Source organism: Actinomadura sp. KC345 (assembly GCF_004348515.1).
In the GTDB taxonomy this organism is placed as follows: Bacteria; Actinomycetota; Actinomycetes; order Streptosporangiales; family Streptosporangiaceae; genus Spirillospora.
Genome location: NZ_SMKH01000072.1, coordinates 12,221 through 28,904 on the forward strand (window position 1 = coordinate 12,221; position 16,684 = coordinate 28,904).

Genomic DNA, 16,684 nt, shown 5'->3' on the forward strand with positions numbered 1-16,684 from the left:
CTCCATGGCCGACCACCTGCTGCTGTTCTTCCACATCGGGTTCGCGATCTTCACGCTGGGGCCGCTGACCGCCGCGACGATGTCCACCCCGCGCTACATCCGCAAGCGCAACGTGGTCGTGGTGCGCTACCTCCACAGGGTCACCCAGATCTACGGCGTCGCCAGCCTGGGGATCTTCCTGTTCGGGCTGCTGCTCGCCCAGGGCGAGCTGGCCGAGGTGTGGCTGTCGGCGTCGATGACGCTGTTCATCGTCGCGCTGGTGCTGCTGCTGATCGTCGAGCGCGACCAGCGCAAGGCGGCGCATCTGCTGGAGGTCGCGGCGGCCGAGGAGCCGCGGGAGGCGGCCCCCGCCGAGCCCGCCGGCACGGACGAGAAGGGCGGCGAGGCCACCGAGGCCGCGAAGGAAGCGCCCGCCGGATCGGACGGCGACATCGCCCAGGTGGAGCGGGGACGGCTGGCCGCCATGTCCGGCGTCGTCGCGCTGATCTGGCTCGTGATCCTGGTGCTGATGGTCTGGAACGGCTGAGCCGCCCGGGTACGGATCAGGCCGGTACGGATCAGGCCGGTACCGATCAGGCGGGGCCGGGCTTGAGGCGGTTCTTGAGCCAGGTCACGATGCCCGGGTAGGTGTGCTCGTCGGCCAGCAGCCCCGACGCGTGCCCGTTGCCCTCGATCTTCTTGACCTCCACCGGGACGCCCGCGCCGCGCAGCGCGCCCGCCAGCCCGGTGCTCTGCGCGATCGGGACGAAGTCGCCGGTGGTGTGCATGAGGAGCATGGGCGCGTCCCCGGCGGAGGCGTGCGTGGCGGAGTTGGCGTCCCGCAGCCGCACGCCGCAGTCCTCACCGCCCACCGCGCCGGCCACCGTGCCGGGAACGCAGTTGACGAGGGACACCACGGCCTGCCGCAGCGTCTGCTGGCTCGGCGTGGCGTCCGCCTTGCCGCCGTCCTGGTAGGCGAGGTACGGGTTGTTCGGCGGCGAGAGCGCCACCACGCCGCGCACCTGGGAGCCGCCGTTCCCGAACGCGCCGAGCTGGGTCGCGAGGTGCCCGCCGGACGAGGCGCCGACGACGGCGATGCGCTGGGGGTCGACGTTCCACTGCCGGGCGTGCTTCTTGATGAAGGCGAGCGCGGACTGCGCGTCGTCGCGCTGCGCCGGCCACTGCGCCTTGGGGGCGAGCCGGTAGTTCGCCGTCATGGCGACGAAGCCCTCCTCCGTCAGCCGGCGCGCGAAGTACTTCCAGCCGCTCTTGTCACCCCGCAGCCAGTAGCCGCCGTGCAGGATCAGGATGGCGGGGCGGGGCGTGGCCCTCGGGCCGGGCTTGCGCCAGTAGGCGTCGATCCTCTGGCGCGGGTGCTCGCCGTAGGAGTACGTCCGGGACCGCGGGAGCTCCGGCGTCACCATGACGGCCTCCGCGGAGACGGTGCCGTCGGTCTCGCCGTCCGGCGGCGCCGCCCCGCCGCGGGGCCGCGACGTGGAGGACGAGGACGGCGGCTGCGACTCCGGGGCGCCGGTCCGCGGGCCGCCGGGAGGGGAGGCCGTCCCGGTCTCCCCCGTGGGAGGCACCGACGGGGAGGAGGGGACGGACGTGGGCGGCGTCGGCACAGGCGTCGTCGCCTGGGCTCCACCTGGAATGGCGACGGCGGAGACACACGTCGCGGCGAACGCCGCCCCACAGACCAGTACTTTGCGCACCCCGGGCCCTTTCTTTACGAACCTGGCGCGCCGATTATAGAGGTTGATCAAGTGCCGTGTGGCAGCGCTCGCTCAAGATCCCGAAGAAGATCATCGGCGTCCTCGATCCCGACCGAGAGCCGCACCAGGTCACCGGGGACCTCCAGCGGGGACCCGGCCGCCGAGGCGTGGGTCATCCGGCCCGGGTGCTCGATCAGCGACTCGACGCCGCCGAGCGACTCCCCGAGCGTGAACAGCTTCGTCCGCTCGCACACGCGGACGGCGGCCTCCTCGGACTCCATCCGGAACGAGACCATGCCGCCGAACGCCTTCATCTGCTTGGCGGCGACGTCGTGGCCGGGGTGACCGGGCAGCCCCGGGTAGAGGACCTGCCGGACGGACGGGTGCCGCCCCAGCATCTCCACGACCCGCTCCGCGTTCGCGCAGTGCCGGTCCATCCGCACGCCGAGCGTCTTGATCCCGCGCAGGGTGAGCCAGGCGTCGAACGGGCCCGCGACGGCGCCCATCGCGTTCTGGTGGAACGCCAGCCGGTCGCCGAGCGCCGCGTCCGACACGATCAGCGCGCCGCCGACGACGTCCGAGTGGCCGCCGATGTACTTGGTGGTCGAGTGGACGACCACGTCCGCGCCAAGGTCCAGCGGGCGCTGGAGATAGGGCGAGGCGAACGTGTTGTCGACGACCAGCAGCGCGCCCGCGTCGTGCGCGACGGCGGCGAGCGCGGCGATGTCGGCGATGCCGAGCAGCGGGTTCGTCGGCGTCTCCACCCAGATGATCTTCGTCTCGGGCCGGACCGCCGCCCGCGCCGCGGCGATGTCGCCGAGGGGGACGGGGTCGAACGTGACGCCCCACGGCTCGGCCACCTTGGCGAACAGCCGGTAGGTGCCGCCGTAGGCGTCGTTGGGGATGACGACGTGATCGCCGGGTTTGCAGACCGCGCGCAGAAGCGCGTCCTCGGCGGCGAGGCCCGACGCGAACGACAGCCCGCGCGCACCCGCCTCCGTCTCGGCGAGGCATACCTCCAAAGCGGTACGGGTCGGGTTCGCCGACCGGGAGTACTCGTACCCGCCGCGCAGGCCACCGATACCATCCTGCTTATAAGTGGAGACCTGGTAGATCGGCGTGACGACCGCGCCGGTCACCGGGTCCGGCTCCTGCCCGGCGTGGATGGCCAGGGTCTCGAAGCCTCGCTGAACCTCGTTGTCCATGGGTACGAGGCTATCCACCCGGGTGCCCTCCTAGAGGATGAGACGCTCCCCCGGAGGTATCAGCCCCTATTTCGGCGCAGCGGGTGACCCCAACGAGCCGTCGGTTCTCTACCGTTCTACAGGTACCCCGTTGACCTTGACCTCCCATCAGCCTGACTAAGGAAGCCTCATGTTCGCTCGGCTCGCGCGCTTCGTCGTGAGACACCCGTGGTGGACGATCGTGGCCTGGCTCGCCGCCGCGGTCATCATCATCGCCTTCTCCCCCAAGCTCACCACCGAGTCGGACCAGGGCGAGTTCCTGCCGTCCGGGTACGAGTCCGTCCAGGCCGTCGAGATCGCCGACAAGGCGTTCCCCGAGGGCGCCGACCTGACATCGCTGATCGTGGTGCAACGCACCGACGGGGGGAAGATCACCCCGGCCGACAGCGCCAAGATCGCCGAAGCGGCCAAGAACCTGACGGCGAAGAAGTACCCGACGACTCACGGTTTCCTGACCGGCCCGCAGGCGGTCGCCCCCAACAAGAGCATCCAGCTGATCAACGTCCCGATGGACATGGCGGCCGGGGAAGCGGCCCAGGACCAGAGCCAGGCCATCAAGGACATCCGCACCGAACTGCCCAAGCAGCTCGGCAGCGGGCTGGAGGCCAAGGTCGGCGGCGAGGCCGCGCTGTTCGTCGACAACGAGGACTCCTTCACGCAGTCCTTCGTGCTCATCACCGTCGCCACCTTCGCGCTGATCATCGGGTTGATCCTGGTGATCTTCCGGGCGCCGCTGGCGGCGGTCCTGCCGATCATCGTGATCATCGCGACCGAGCAGATGTCGATGGGGCTGATCGGCGCGGCGTCCAAGGTGCTGGACTTCTCCGGTGACGACAGCCTCCAGATCATCCTGACCATCGTGATGTTCGGCGTCGGCGCCGACTACTACCTGTTCCTGCTCTTCCGCTACCGGGAGCGGCTGCGCGCCGGCGAGGACCGCAAGACCGCGCTCATCCAGGCGGTGGAACGGGTCGGCGAGGTCATCACCTCCGCCGCCGCCGCGATCGCGGTCACGTTCCTGGTGCTGATGCTGGCCTCCTTCGGCATCTTCGCCGCCTGGGGCCCGTCGCTGGCCATCGGCGTCGTGGTCATGGGCATCACGTCGCTGACGCTGTTCCCCGCGATCCTCTCCCTGGTCGGCACGGCGGTGTTCTGGCCGTCCAAGTCCTGGAAGAAGCAGCCGAAGGCCACCACCTCGGCCCGCCTCGGCCGCATGGTCGGCGCACGCCCGGCCCTGGTCGCCATCGGGGCCGGCGCCCTGCTGGTCGCCCTGGCGTCCGGCGCGATCGGCTTCAAGTCCGACTATGACTTCCAGTCCAGCTTCCCGAGCGACACCGAGTCCGCGCAGGCCACCGAGGACATGAAGAAGGGCTTCCCGGCCGGGCAGAACACGCCGGTGCAGGTCATGATCCGCTCCACGGACGGGCAGCCGCTGACCGAGGGCGAACTGAACGCCTTCGGCCAGCAGGCCAAGTCCCTGCCCGGCGTCGGCGGCGTCGCACCGGCCCAGCTCAGCAAGGCGGACCCCAAGGTGGGCCAGGTCGACCTGATCCTGGACGGCAACCCGGTCAGCAACGACTCGATCACCATGGTGAAGGAGGAGCTCGGGCCGGCCGTCCACGACATCACTCCGCAGGGCACCGAGTTGTTCGTCGGCGGCGAGACCGCGATCTACAGCGACATCAACAAGGTCGTCAACCGGGACCTGTCGGTGATCCTGCCGGTCGCCGGGGTGCTGATCGCGCTGATCCTGCTGGCGCTGCTGCGGTCGGTGGTCGCCCCGCTGTACCTGGTCCCGGCGGTGCTCCTGGGATTCACCGCGACCCTGGGCTCCGCGGTGTACGTCTTCCAGGGGCTGCTGGGCCAGCCCGGCGAGGTGTTCCATCTGCCGATCATGCTCTACCTGTTCGTGCTGGCCATCGGGACCGACTACAACATCCTGATGACCGCGCGATTGCGCGAGGAGGCCAAGGACGGCCACGAGCCGCGCAAGGCCGCCGCGCTGGCGGTCGAGCACGGCGGCCCGACGGTCGCCGCGGCCGGGCTGATCCTGGCCGGCACGTTCTCGGTGATGCTGCTGGCCAAGGTGTCGATGCTGCAGCAGATGGGCTTCTCCATCGCGCTGGGGATCGCGCTCTCGGCCTTCGTCATGGCGATCTTCCTGGTGCCGGCGATCACGGCGCTGCTGGGCCGCAAGGCCTGGTGGCCGGGCCACGGCGCCGAGGCGAAGGAGCCGCTCAAGCCCGCCGACACGCGCGAGGACTTCATCCCCACCGGGTCCCGATGACCCGGCGCCCCTAGACGTCGGGTTGCGGAGCCCGGCCCGAAACGCCGCCCACCGGCCGGACTCCGCAACCCGGCACCCTCACAAGGCGGAAGCGCCGGAGACCCACGACGGTCTCCGGCGCTTCCGCCGTCTCCGGACGGCTCGCGGCGTCGAGCGACCGTCAGGTGGTGGAAGCCGCCAGGAAGGCGAGGAGGTCCTGGCGGGTGATGAGGCCCTTGGGCTTGCCGTCCACGAGGACGACGGCCGCGCCGGACTTCTCCAGGACGCCGACGGCCTTGCTGACCGGCTCGCCGGACCCGAGCGTCGGCAGCGGCCCCGACATGTGCCGCTCGACCGGCTCGGCGAGCTTGCCGCGCTCCCCGACGAGGATGTCGAGCAGGTCGCTCTCCACCACCGAGCCGACCACCTCGGCCGCCATGACCGGCGGTTCCTCCTTCATCACCGGAAGCTGCGACACCTCGTACTCGCGCATGATCGAGATCGCCGTCTGCACGCTCTCGTGCGGGTGGACGTGCACGAACTCCGGAAGCGTCCGGCGCTTGCGAGTGAGCACCTCGCCCACCCGGGCCTCTTCGGTCGAGGGGATGAGGAAGCCGTAGTCGGCCATCCAGTCGTCGTTGAAGATCTTGGTGAGGTAGCCGCGGCCGCCGTCCGGCAGCAGGACCACGATCACCGCGTCCGGATCGGCCCGCTCGGCCACGCGCAGCGCCGCGACGACCGCCATGCCGCAGGATCCGCCGACCAGCAGCGCCTCCTCGCGCGCCAGCCGCCTGGTCATGTTGAACGAGTCCTTGTCGGAGACCGCGATGATCTCGTCGCAGATCTCCCGGTCGTAGGTCTCGGGCCAGATGTCCTCGCCCACGCCCTCGATGAGGTAGGGCCGGCCGGTGCCGCCGGAGTAGACCGACCCCTCCGGGTCCACCCCGATGATCCGCACCGCCCCGCCGGAGACCTCCTTGAGGTACCTGCCCGTCCCGCTGATGGTGCCGCCGGTGCCGATGCCCGCCACGAAGTGCGTGACGCGGCCCTCGGTCTGCTCCCAGATCTCCGGCCCCGTCGTCTCGTAGTGCGAGCGCGGGTTCTGCTGGTTGGTGTACTGGTTCGGCTTCCACGCGCCGGGGATCTCGGCGGCGAGCCGGTCCGAGACCGAGTAGTAGGAGTCGGGGTGCTCGGGCGACACCGCGGAGGGGCAGACCACGACCTCCGCGCCGTACGCGCGCAGCACGTCGATCTTGTCCTTGGCGACCTTGTCGGGGCAGACGAAGACGCAGCGGTAGCCGCGCTCCTGCGCCACAATGGCGAGCCCGACCCCGGTGTTGCCGGACGTGGGCTCGACGATCGTGCCGCTCGGCCGCAGTTCGCCCGACCGCTCGGCCGCGTCGATCATGCGGACCGCGATACGGTCCTTCACCGATCCGCCGGGATTGAAGTACTCCACCTTGGCGATCACCTGCGGCCGCCGGCCGCCGGTGGTGCTGTCGCCGATCACCTTGCGCAGTCGAACGAGCGGGGTGTTGCCCATCAGTTCGACGAGCGAGTCGTGTACGTGCACCGCGACATCCTTGTCGTTCAGTGTTGGCCGTTCAGTGTCGGCTCTGAGCGTTGCGTCCCTGTTCAGCCCGCCGGTCGCACGGGCGTCCGGGGCGCGGGTCCGGATGGATCCCCAGTGCCGACGGTAGCCGAGACGGGTGCCCGCAGGCATCAACGCCCGGGCCCCCGGGTAGGAACTTGATCACGGAGGGTCGACCACACATGTTGAGAGCATTCACCGCACGCCGCATCGCGGCGGCCGCGGCCTACGGGGGCGGCGGCATCACCGCCCTCGGCGGCATCACGTTCGGCCTCATCGTGGCCGAGGCCAAGCTGGCCCGCAGGGTGATCACAGCGACGCCGGGGGTGGATCCGCCGGTGGCCGACGGCCTGTACGGCGGGACGCACGGCGGCGCCCCGCTGTCCCTGGTCATGCTCGGGGACTCCACCGCCGCCGGCCTCGGCGTGCACACCCCCGACGAGACGCCCGCCTCGCTCCTCGCCAACGGCCTGTCGGCGATCGCGGACCGCCCCGTCCGGCTGACGAACGTCGCCCGCTCCGGCTCCCGCTCGCAGGCCCTCCCCGGGCAGGTCGACCGGGCCCTGCAGGCACGCCCCGACATCGCGGTCATCATGATCGGCGGCAACGACGTGACCGGTCGGGTGCCGGCCGCCGAGTCCGTCCGCCACCTCGCGTTCGCCGTCGAGCGGCTGCGCGCCGCGGGCAGCCGCGTCGTGGTCGGCACCTGCCCCGACCTCGGCACCGTCAAGCCGCTGATGCAGCCGCTCAGGTTCATCGCCCGCCGCGCCAGCCGCCAGCTCGCCGCCGCCCAGACGATCGCGGTCGTCGAACGCGGCGCCCGCTCGGTGTCGCTGGGCGACCTGCTCGGCCGCGAGTTCGCCGCCGACCCGCGCTCGATGTTCAGCGAGGACCGCTACCACCCGTCCGCCCGGGGGTACGCCGCCGCGTGCGCCGCCGTCCTGCCGTCGATCGCGTCCGAGCTGGACCTGGAGCCCGACTTCACCGACGGCCTCGGCGCCGACATCCTCCCCGTCTACCTCGCCGCCGCCGAGGCCGCGGAAGCCTCCGGCACCGAAGTCCACGCCGCTTCGGTCGAGGGCCGGGAACGCGGCCCCCGAGGCCGCTGGGCCACCCTTCGCCGCAGGCTGACATCAGCCCGGGGCCCCGAACCATCGGACCCGAGCGAAGCAAGAGTCTGAAGCCCGACACACCGACCGCGGCCCCCACAGCAACCCCGCAACAACCGGAACCACTGCGATCGCGTCCGAAGGCAGGTTTCGAGCCTGCGAGAAACCTGATCGCGCAGCGAGCCGCAAGGCGAGCCGGAGCGATGCAGCGATCGCACGCAGTTCCCGCCGAAGGAAGGGCCCCCAAGGGCCCGACCGCCAAGGGACCTGCAATAAGCAGGGTGCGGGGGCACATTGTACGGGCGAGGGGGCGGGCGGTTAGATTGCTAGTGACCGGCGAGTAACACCGTCCGAGGACAGTGCCCGCACGCCGACAGGAACGGCCGCTGAGACAGGAGACCCGCACATGCCCGAGGCAGTCATCGTCGCCACCGCACGCTCGCCGATCGGCCGCGCGTTCAAGGGGTCGCTCAAGGACATGCGGCCCGACGACCTCACCGCTCAGATGATCACCGCCGCGATGGCCAAGGTCCCGGCGCTGGACCCGAGCCAGATCGACGACCTCCTGCTCGGCTGCGGGCTGCCGGGCGGCGAGCAGGGCTACAACATGGGACGGGTCGTGTCCGTCCTGCTCGGCTGGGACAACGTGCCCGGCGCGACCATCACCCGCTACTGCTCGTCCTCGCTCCAGACCACCCGGATGGCGCTGCACGCGATCCGCGCGGGCGAGGCCGACGTCATCGTCTCGGCCGGGGTCGAGACCGTCAGCCGGTTCGCCAAGGGCAGCAGCGACGGCCTGCCCGACACCCAGAACCCGAAGTTCGCCGAGGCCGAGGCGCGCACCGCGAAGGCGGGCGAGGGCGGGGCGCCCGTGTGGCACGACCCGCGCGAGGACGGCAACCTGCCCGACGTCTACATCGCGATGGGTCAGACCGCCGAGAACGTGGCCGGGATGCGCGGCGTGACCCGGCAGGCGCAGGACGAGTTCGGCGTCCGCTCGCAGAACCTCGCCGAGAAGGCCCTCGCCAACGGCTTCTGGGAGAAGGACATCACGCCGGTGACGCTGCCGGACGGCGCCGTCGTCGCCAAGGACGACGGCCCGCGCCCAGGCACGTCCTACGAGAAGGTCTCGCAGCTCCAGCCGGTGTTCCGGCCGGACGGGACGGTCACCGCCGGCAACTGCTGCCCACTGAACGACGGCGCGGCCGCGGTCGTCGTCATGAGCGACACCAAGGCCGCCGAGCTCGGCATCACCCCGCTGGCCCGGGTCGTGTCGACCGGCGTCACCGGGCTGTCCCCCGAGATCATGGGCCTCGGCCCGGTCGAGGCGTCCCGCAAGGCCCTCGCCAAGGCCGGCATGACCATCGACGACATCGACCTCGTCGAGATCAACGAGGCGTTCGCCGCCCAGGTGCTGCCGTCCGCCGAGGACCTCGGCATCGACATCGACAAGCTGAACGTCAACGGCGGCGCGATCGCCGTCGGCCACCCGTTCGGCATGACCGGCGCGCGGATCACCTCCACGCTCCTGAACGGCCTGAAGTTCCACGACAAGCAGTTCGGGCTGGAGACGATGTGCGTGGGCGGCGGCCAGGGCATGGCGATGGTGCTGGAGCGCCTTTCCTGACGGATCCGGCGGCGGGCCCGCACGGACATCGCCCGGTTCCCATCACGGGGCGGACTCCGTGCGGGCTCACCTGCGCGTTTCCGGGGAACATCCCCGCTACAAATGATCTACGTAACGTATGAGATAGGTCCCCGTTAGGGGGTTGTCACATCCGGTTCGCTGTTGCAGAGTCAGCAGGAAGAGCCCCGCGACCTGGAGGTGCCAATTGTCACTGAACCACTCGCCGGAGACGCACAGCAAGCTGATCGCCCGCATCCCGCAAGTCACAGGACGTGACATCCCCGAGTGGTTCACCGCCATCGAGAACGGCCCGTCGTTCACGCGCTGCGAGGAACGCAGCCACTGGCTGGCCGAGGAGCACAACCTCTCCCATGGCTACGCCTCCGCGCTGGTGCGCGAGCACGAGCGCACCCGCCGGGCACGGCACTACTGAACGACCCCTGATCGACCCCTGATCGACCGCTGATCGACCGCCGAGCGGCTGCCGAGCACGGCAGCGCCGGGAGCACCGAGTCGCCGACCGGCCGGCCCGCCGAGGCCGAGGACGCGTCACCGGAAGGTGCGGCTCGCGCGCAGAACTCCATACGGACCTGCTTCAGATGGACCGGGCCTCAGCTGGACCCACTCCAGATGAACGTTGCGGGATCCCGCCAACGGATGCCCCCGCCGTCGTGCCGCCACGCCGCGCCACGACCCTGGCGCAGAGATCCCGCACAGATCAGCCCCCGCGCCGGACGGCGCGGGGGCTGATCATTTCATCCCGGCGAAGAGGCCGGCGGCCGGACGCTAGTCCCTGCCGGCGTAGAAGTAACTGAGCAGCCGGAGCATCTCCAGGTAGATCCAGACCAGGGACAGCACCAGCCCGAACGCGCAGTACCAGGCGAACTTCTCCGGCGCGCCTTGGCGGACGCCCTGCTCGATCGAGTCGAAGTCCAGCAGCAGGAAGAAGCAGCCGACGAGGATCGCGACGACGCTGAACACGTAGGCCAGCGGGTTGCCGGGGTCGCGGATGCCGAGCCCGTCGTCCGAGCCGAACATGTGCATCACCAGGTTGATGAGCATCAGCGCGATCAGCCCCACCGCCGCCGCGATGGTGAACCTCGCGAACTTGGGCGTGACCCGGACGATCCGCAGCGCGTACACGGCGAGCGTGGCGCCGAACGCGAGCGCCGTGCCGATCACCGCCTGGAAGACCACGCCGTGGAAGAGGTCGTTGTAGGTGTGGCTGATGATGCCGACGACGACGCCGTAGACGGCCGCGAACGCCATGACCATCGGCGCGTTGGCCTTGCGGCCGAACGTGATGAACGCCCAGATCCCGATCTGGGCGATCAGCGCCACGACCAGGACGGGAACGGCGATGTCCGTCGGCACGAGCACCCAGGCCGCGGCCGCGGTGATCACGAGGGTGACCAGCGTCAGGAAGCCGCGGACGACGACGTCGTCCATCGTCATGGGCCTGGTGGGGGCCGGCGGCGCGTACCCGGGGGCGGGCTGCCCCGCGCCTCCGTACGGCTGGGTGCCGTACCCGGCGGCCCCGTATCCCTGGGCACCGTAGCCGGGTGCGCCGTAGCCGGGTGCGCCGTAGGCCGCACCTCCGGCCCGCTGGTTGAAGGCGTTACCCCGGAACGCCGGGTTCCTGCTCTCCATCAAGGCCCTCCACTATCGGCCGAACTGGCCTCACATTCTATGCTCGAAAGCCTCCCACGATCACCCGCGCCCGCCTCGGGCCGGTGAACTCTTCGCAGATGGCCGCTGGCCGTCCTCGGTGCCCCTGGTCGGACTCGAACCGACACGATGGCTCTTTTAGGGAGCCCGCCTCTGCCATTGGGCTACAGGGGCGGCGCCATCATATCGAGTCAACCCTCCGCCACGGTGGGGGCCGCGGCCACGTCCGTGTCCCCGCGGCCCCCCTCGGCCCGGCGTTTCGCACGGATCTCGTACCTGCCGATCCGGCCGTTCTCGCAGGCCAGCGCGGACGTGGCGAGGTAGAGCAGCCAGACCCGCGCCCGGCCGGGTCCGGCCAGCTCCACGCACTCGTCCCAGTGGCGCCGGAGACCGGCGGCCCAGGCGCGCAGCGTCCGCGCGTGGTGCTCGCGGAGCGCCTCCACCGACCGCACTTCGAGGCCCGCGTCCTCCAGTTCGTCGGCCAGCGCGCCCAGCGTCCGGGGCGCGGCCTCGTCCCGGAGCAGGTAGCCGGTGCTGAACGTGCGCCCGTTCCGCTGCGGCCCCGGACGGCGCACCGGCTGCTGCAGGACGAGGCGGCCGCCGGGTGCGAGCAGGTCGAACAGCCGGGACGCGGGACGGTCGACGGGCGCCGCGTCCGCCAGCCCGACGATCGCGTCGTAAGGGCCGTCGCCCGCCTCGGACAGGTCCCAGCCCCGGACCTCGACACCCGCTCCCGTACCACCGGCCCCCGAACCACTGGACAGGGCGCGGACATGGTCCGCCTGCCCGGGGGTACGGGTCAGCCCGACGACGCGGGCACCGTGCCGGACGGCGGCGTGCCGGGCGAACGCGCCCCAGCCGCAGTTCAGGTCGAGGAGCCGGGCGCCGGGGAACAGCCCGAGCCCCTCGGCGAGGGCCTCGTGGGCGGCGGTCTGGGCCGTGTCCAGGCCCGCGGCTCCGTCCCACAGCCCGGTGCCGTGCGCCAGCCCGTCCCCAAAGAGCCGGGCGAAGAACGCGGCGGGCTCCCGCATCGGCCCGGCGTGGCCGGGGTCCCCGCCGCCGCGCCGGCCGGGCGCCGACTCCTCGGGCGGCGCCTTCGGCTCGGGCCCGACGGCGCCGAGGGTGACGGCGGTGCGCACGATGTCGCGCTTGTCGTCGCCGCTCAGCCGGATCGGCCCGTCGCCGCCCAGCACCCGCTGGACGGCGCCGAGCGCGGCGAAGACGTCCCCCTCGATGTCCAGCTCGCCGGCGACGTAGGCGCGGACGAAGCCCAGCTCGCCGGGCTTCCACAGCAGGCGCCGCAGGGCCCGCCGGTGCCGGACCACGAACGCGGGGGCCGCGGCGGGGCCGATGGCGCTGCCGTCCCAGGCCCGGACCCGGATCGGCAGCTCGTCCGCGGCCTCGCGCGCCTCCCCCAGCAGGATCCTGGTGAGCAGCGGGGCCAGCCGGGACGCGACACCCGCGGCCCCGAGCTCCGCCGCCCCGGCGGCCTCCGCGGCCTGCGCGGACGCGGCCGCCGCCGCCAGTTCCGCCCGCGCCTCGTTCCAGGTGGCGTCTCCGTCGTGCATGGTCAGGGCGCCTCCTCCGTGGCGGTGCCGGCCCGCGATGCCCCGCCGGAGGTCCCCCGCCGGGACGCCGTCGGCCGGTCACGCGTTCATACGTCCTGGCTCCGGCCGGCCGCGAGCTCGAACTCGAAGCGGGGCGACTCCAGCTCACCGAGCGAGACGATCTCGCGCCGGAAGAAGGAGGCGAGCGTCCAGTCCATGGTGATGCGGAACTTGCGGTTGACGGTCGGCATCCGTGAAAGATGGTAGGTGCGGTGCATGAACCAGGCGGGGAGCCCGCGCAGCTTCATCCCGTACACGTTGGCCACGCCTTTGTGCAGGCCGAGGCTCGCCACCGAGCCGACGTAGGCGTGCACGTACTGCTTGCGGGGCTTCCCGCGCAGATCCGCCACGATGTTGTCACCCAGGCGCCTGGCCTGCCTGACCGCGTGCTGGGCGTTCGGCGCCGTGAACTCGCCGGTGCCGGTGAGGTCGGGAACGCGGGCGTTGTCGCCCGCCGCGTAGACGTGCTCCAGGCCCTCGACGGTCAGCTCGGCGGTCGTCTTGAGGCGGCCCTTGTCGTCCAGCGGGAGGTCGCTCTCCCGGACGACCGGGTGCGGCTTCACCCCGGCCGTCCACACCAGCGTCCCGGCGTCGAACTCGTCGCCGTCGCTCAGCACGATGTGCCGCTTCTCCGCGGACTTCAGCAGCGTCTCCAGCTTGACCTCGATGCCGCGGCGGCGCAGCGCCTCGGCGGTCCAGCGCCCCATCTCGGGCCCCACCTCGGGCAGGATCCGGTCGGTCGCCTCGACCATCAGCCACCGCATCTCGGCCGGGTCGATGGTGGGGTACCACCTGCACGCGTCGCGCGCCATGTCCTCCAGCTCGGCCATCGCCTCGACGCCCGCGAACCCCGCCCCGACGAACACGAACGTCAGCGCCCTCTTCCTGACCTCCTCCTCGCCCGCGTTGGACGCGGCGATGTCGAGCTGGTGCAGGACGTGGTTGCGCAGGAAGATGGCCTCTTCGACGGTCTTGAAGCCGATCCCGCATTCCGCGAGGCCCGGGATCGGGAGCGTCCGCGAGATGGAGCCGAGGGCGACGACGAGCATGTCGTAGTCGACGTCCCGCTCCGGAACGCCGGCGGTCTTCGTCCCCGCCGGACGGAGCGTGACCCGCCTGCTGGAATGGTCGATCCGCGTCACGTAGCCGTTCAGGATCCGGCAGCGCCCGAGGACCTTCCGCAGGGGCGCCACGACGTGGCGGGGCTCCACGTTCCCCGCCGCCGCCTCCGGCAGGAACGGCTGGTAGGTCATGTAGGACTGAGGGTCGATGACGGTGACCGCGACCTCGCCTCGTCGCAGCTCGCCGCGCAACTTCTTCTGCAGGCGCAGGGCCGTGTACATGCCGACGTACCCGCCGCCGATGATCAGGATCTGCTTCGCGGAATCCGCGGTGCGATCGGAAGCCATGCCGGAGCGATACCCGCATCCACGGCTTGCTCACCACTTCGCCCGGTTCGTGAACTTCATAACCCTGTCCGGCATCTCACCCGATGTATCACCAGAAGGACGGCGGGACAGGGCCGGACGGGGGCGTCAAGCGGCCGTGGGCGGCGGGTCGGCAGGGGGAAGCCGGCCCCGCCCGGGTCGCTCGGCCAGGCCCTGTCCCGCCGTCACTGGTTCACGGGGAAGGGCGAGCATGGGGAAGACTCGTATGCCGAAAATCATCCAGGGGACGCTGGTCGCGGCCGCCGTCACCGTCGCACTCGCGGGGTGCGGCTCCAGTTCCAACGCCGGTCCGGTCGCGGCCGGCGGCTCCGCGACGCCGGCCGGCTCGGCAGCGGCCGAGTCGCCCGGATCGGGCACGGGGGCGGGGGCCCCCGGAACGGGATCTCCCGCCGGCGGATCACCGAGCACCGGTCCCGGCACCGGAACGGGGACCGGGACCGGGACCGGAACTGGAACCGGAGTAGGAACGGGTACGGGCGTCGGAACGGAGTCCGGCACCGGGGACTCGCCGCGCTGTACCAGCCTGATGCTCAGCGCCAGCCTCACCAGCAGCTACGCCGTGGAGACCAACCGCTACGTGACGCTGGTGCTGACCAACACGTCCGAGACGTCCTGCACGGTCCGCGGCTGGTCCGGGCTCCAGCTGGTCAACGCGGCCGGGCTCGTCGACACGGACGTCATCCGCCACGGCACGCCCCGGACCGTCGCGCTTCCCAGCGGAGGCCACGCCTACGAGCGGCTGTACTGGACGTCGGAGCTGGCCGCGGACGAGGCGGTCCCCTGCCAGCCCACCGCGAACGCCCTGAAGGTCGTCCCGCCCGGCCAGACCCGGCAGCTCGAGGCGCCGTGGAGCCACGGCCCCGTCTGCCGGCACGGCGAGATCTCGCTCACCCCGCTGTCGGCGAGTCCGACGGGCGGCTAGCGGTGGTCGCGGGCGCGGGTGAGGACGGCGTCCAGCATGTCCTCGGTGACGCGGCCGGTGAAGGTGTTCTGCTGGCTGGGGTGGTAGCACCCCAGCATCAGCACGGGATCCCGCCGGGCCACCGAGGGCGGCGGCACCAGCTCCACCTCGGCGCCGTGGCCGAACTTCGGCCGGGGGCGCGGGACGCCGTACCCGGCCTGCTTCAGCGCCGGCCACACGCCCTGCCAGGCGAACCCGCCGAGGCACACGATGCAGCGGACGCTCGGTGCGACCAGCTCGACCTCGCGGGCCAGCCAGGGCAGGCAGGTCGTGCGTTCGAGAGGCGCGGGCTTGTTGTCGGGCGGCGCGCAGCGGACGGCCGCCGCCATCCGGGCGCCGATCAGCCGCTGCCCGTCGCCCGCGCGCACGCTGGTCGGCCGCGCGGCGAGCCCCACCCGGTACAGCGAGGCGAACAGCCAGTCGCCCGAACGGTCTCCGGTGAAGATCCGCCCGGTGCGGTTGCCGCCGTGCGCGGCCGGGGCCAGGCCGACGATCATGATCCGCGGTTCCGGGTCGCCCCAGCCGGCGACGGGACGTCCCCAGTACTCCTCGTCCGCGAAAGCCCGGCGCCGCTGGACGGCGACCTTCTCGCGCCACTCGACGAGGCGGTCGCAGGCCCGGCACACCGACTGCCGGGCGCACAGCTCGTCCAGGTCCGGCGCCTTGGCGGCCAGCTCGACGACGTCGCCGGTGCCGTGGGCGACGGGAGTACCCGGGCCGGCGGGGTCTTCCGGCCATCCGGAGCCGGGCGGCACGAACGGGGCGTTGGCGGTCGGCATACCACCGATCGTCGCACGCCACAGGCGGTGGCCGGGTTCCGCCCATATCTCTTCAGAAGCGGTCCTGATCGGTACGATGCGTTCGCCGGTCGGGGTGGCGGGTGTCCGGCACGCCGAGTGCTGAGCGGAGGCAGGCAGTGTCGCAACCGGGCTGGTATCCGGACCCGTACGGCACGGGCAGCCTGCGCTGGTGGGACGGCCGGACCTGGACGGAGCGGCTCAACCCGGAGCCGTCCCGCCCGCCGCGGGTGCGGCTCCCTCCGCACGACCAGCGGGATCACGACCGGCGGAACCACGGGGAGCAGGCCGGGTGGACGGCCTACGCGGCCCCCCAGGTCCAGCACGCGAGCTGGGGCGCCCGGCCCGCCGTCCAGCCGCTGGACGTGAACGTGCGCGGCCTGCACTTACACGCCGACGACCAGCTCGTCGCGTACGGGGACTCCTCGCTCGCGTGGCCGTACGTGGAATGGGTCGCGTACTGGGCCGCGGAGCGACCGGCCGGATATGGCCAGACCCCCGGCACGCAGTGGATCTTCCAGGCCGGCCGGTACCCGTTCCACGGCGGGCCCCGCGTCGAGGTCGTCATCGAGTCCGACGCGATCGCGCCCGGCCGGGGCGAACCGGAGCAGGTGTGGGGGCGGCTGATCCAGCTGTGCCAGGAGCACGCCGAGCGGCGGCTGGTGGCGGAGC

General features: G+C 71.8%; 14 protein-coding genes and 1 tRNA gene. 7 read left to right on the forward strand and 8 right to left on the reverse strand.

Translation table 11 applies throughout. The features are described 5' to 3' along the window. Window positions 1-4 precede the first annotated feature (4 nt). Window positions 5-526 carry a hypothetical protein gene (locus tag E1281_RS14700; RefSeq protein ID WP_131878391.1) on the forward strand — a complete coding sequence of 174 codons (522 nt, stop codon included), beginning with the start codon at window positions 5-7 and terminating at the stop codon, window positions 524-526. Window positions 527-572: 46 nt separating this feature from the next. Here E1281_RS14700 and E1281_RS14705 read toward each other — a convergent pair whose 3' ends face one another. Continuing rightward, window positions 573-1,565, reverse strand: a complete 993-nt coding sequence (locus E1281_RS14705; protein ID WP_243716956.1) for an alpha/beta hydrolase — start codon at window positions 1,563-1,565, stop codon at window positions 573-575. A 176-nt stretch (window positions 1,566-1,741) separates the two neighbouring features. After that, entirely contained in the window at window positions 1,742-2,899 is a 1,158-nt protein-coding gene (locus E1281_RS14710; RefSeq protein ID WP_131878393.1) for a cystathionine gamma-synthase, read from the reverse strand. 169 nt (window positions 2,900-3,068) lie between these two features. Between E1281_RS14710 and E1281_RS14715 the strand changes: the two genes are divergently transcribed. Further along, window positions 3,069-5,225 (forward strand): MMPL family transporter, encoded by a 2,157-nt coding sequence (locus E1281_RS14715; protein ID WP_131878395.1) that lies wholly within the window; start codon window positions 3,069-3,071, stop codon window positions 5,223-5,225. Between the two features lie 160 nt (window positions 5,226-5,385). Here E1281_RS14715 and E1281_RS14720 read toward each other — a convergent pair whose 3' ends face one another. Further along, entirely contained in the window at window positions 5,386-6,777 is a 1,392-nt protein-coding gene (locus tag E1281_RS14720; RefSeq protein WP_131878397.1) for a cystathionine beta-synthase, read from the reverse strand. Between the two features lie 200 nt (window positions 6,778-6,977). On the opposite strand from E1281_RS14720, the gene E1281_RS14725 reads away from it, so the two are divergent. From E1281_RS14725 to E1281_RS14735, 3 genes are all read left to right on the forward strand, one after another. Next, the gene (locus E1281_RS14725; RefSeq protein ID WP_131878399.1) at window positions 6,978-7,976 is read left to right on the forward strand and encodes an SGNH/GDSL hydrolase family protein; all 999 of its coding nucleotides are present in this window, start codon (window positions 6,978-6,980) and stop codon (window positions 7,974-7,976) included. Window positions 7,977-8,310: 334 nt separating this feature from the next. Next, window positions 8,311-9,531, forward strand: a complete 1,221-nt coding sequence (locus E1281_RS14730) for an acetyl-CoA C-acetyltransferase (RefSeq protein WP_131878401.1) — start codon at window positions 8,311-8,313, stop codon at window positions 9,529-9,531. Between the two features lie 205 nt (window positions 9,532-9,736). Next, window positions 9,737-9,964, forward strand: coding sequence for a DUF4287 domain-containing protein (locus E1281_RS14735; protein ID WP_131878404.1), 228 nt, complete (start codon window positions 9,737-9,739; stop codon window positions 9,962-9,964). A 353-nt stretch (window positions 9,965-10,317) separates the two neighbouring features. Here the strand turns inward: E1281_RS14735 and E1281_RS14740 are convergent, their stop codons facing one another. The 4 genes from E1281_RS14740 to E1281_RS14755 all read right to left on the reverse strand — a co-directional run bounded on the left by E1281_RS14740 (window position 10,318) and on the right by E1281_RS14755 (window position 14,215). Next, a complete protein-coding gene (locus E1281_RS14740) occupies window positions 10,318-11,181 on the reverse strand; it encodes a Bax inhibitor-1/YccA family protein (protein ID WP_131878406.1) in 864 nt (287 codons plus the stop codon). Between the two features lie 119 nt (window positions 11,182-11,300). Further along, window positions 11,301-11,373, reverse strand: a tRNA-Leu gene (locus E1281_RS14745). 17 nt (window positions 11,374-11,390) lie between these two features. Next, window positions 11,391-12,767, reverse strand: coding sequence for a class I SAM-dependent methyltransferase (locus tag E1281_RS14750; protein ID WP_131878408.1), 1,377 nt, complete (start codon window positions 12,765-12,767; stop codon window positions 11,391-11,393). A gap of 86 nt (window positions 12,768-12,853) precedes the next feature. After that, window positions 12,854-14,215 (reverse strand): NAD(P)/FAD-dependent oxidoreductase, encoded by a 1,362-nt coding sequence (locus E1281_RS14755; RefSeq protein ID WP_131878410.1) that lies wholly within the window; start codon window positions 14,213-14,215, stop codon window positions 12,854-12,856. A 565-nt stretch (window positions 14,216-14,780) separates the two neighbouring features. On the opposite strand from E1281_RS14755, the gene E1281_RS14760 reads away from it, so the two are divergent. Further along, window positions 14,781-15,176, forward strand: a complete 396-nt coding sequence (locus tag E1281_RS14760) for a DUF4232 domain-containing protein (RefSeq protein WP_131878412.1) — start codon at window positions 14,781-14,783, stop codon at window positions 15,174-15,176. On the opposite strand, the gene E1281_RS14765 is transcribed toward E1281_RS14760, so the two are convergent. Continuing rightward, window positions 15,173-15,994, reverse strand: coding sequence for a uracil-DNA glycosylase (locus E1281_RS14765; protein WP_131878414.1), 822 nt, complete (start codon window positions 15,992-15,994; stop codon window positions 15,173-15,175). The two genes, E1281_RS14760 and E1281_RS14765, sit on opposite strands and share 4 nt — an antisense overlap. A 137-nt stretch (window positions 15,995-16,131) precedes the next feature. Between E1281_RS14765 and E1281_RS14770 the strand changes: the two genes are divergently transcribed. Next, a partial coding sequence (locus tag E1281_RS14770) for a DUF2510 domain-containing protein (RefSeq protein ID WP_131878416.1) occupies window positions 16,132-16,684 on the forward strand: 553 nt, incomplete at its 3' end.

Bases quoted from the DNA above. Each gene is read 5' to 3' on its own strand.
- E1281_RS14700 (WP_131878391.1), top strand. From the start codon at position 5: ATGGCCGACCACCTGCTGCTGTTCTTCCACATCGGGTTCGCGATCTTC.
- E1281_RS14710 (WP_131878393.1), bottom strand. From the start codon at position 2,899: ATGGACAACGAGGTTCAGCGAGGCTTCGAGACCCTGGCCATCCACGCC.
- E1281_RS14715 (WP_131878395.1), top strand. From the start codon at position 3,069: ATGTTCGCTCGGCTCGCGCGCTTCGTCGTGAGACACCCGTGGTGGACG.
- E1281_RS14725 (WP_131878399.1), top strand. From the start codon at position 6,978: ATGTTGAGAGCATTCACCGCACGCCGCATCGCGGCGGCCGCGGCCTAC.
- E1281_RS14730 (WP_131878401.1), top strand. From the start codon at position 8,311: ATGCCCGAGGCAGTCATCGTCGCCACCGCACGCTCGCCGATCGGCCGC.
- E1281_RS14740 (WP_131878406.1), bottom strand. From the start codon at position 11,181: ATGGAGAGCAGGAACCCGGCGTTCCGGGGTAACGCCTTCAACCAGCGG.
- E1281_RS14750 (WP_131878408.1), bottom strand. From the start codon at position 12,767: ATGCACGACGGAGACGCCACCTGGAACGAGGCGCGGGCGGAACTGGCG.
- E1281_RS14755 (WP_131878410.1), bottom strand. From the start codon at position 14,215: ATGGCTTCCGATCGCACCGCGGATTCCGCGAAGCAGATCCTGATCATC.
- E1281_RS14760 (WP_131878412.1), top strand. From the start codon at position 14,781: ATGCTCAGCGCCAGCCTCACCAGCAGCTACGCCGTGGAGACCAACCGC.
- E1281_RS14765 (WP_131878414.1), bottom strand. From the start codon at position 15,994: ATGCCGACCGCCAACGCCCCGTTCGTGCCGCCCGGCTCCGGATGGCCG.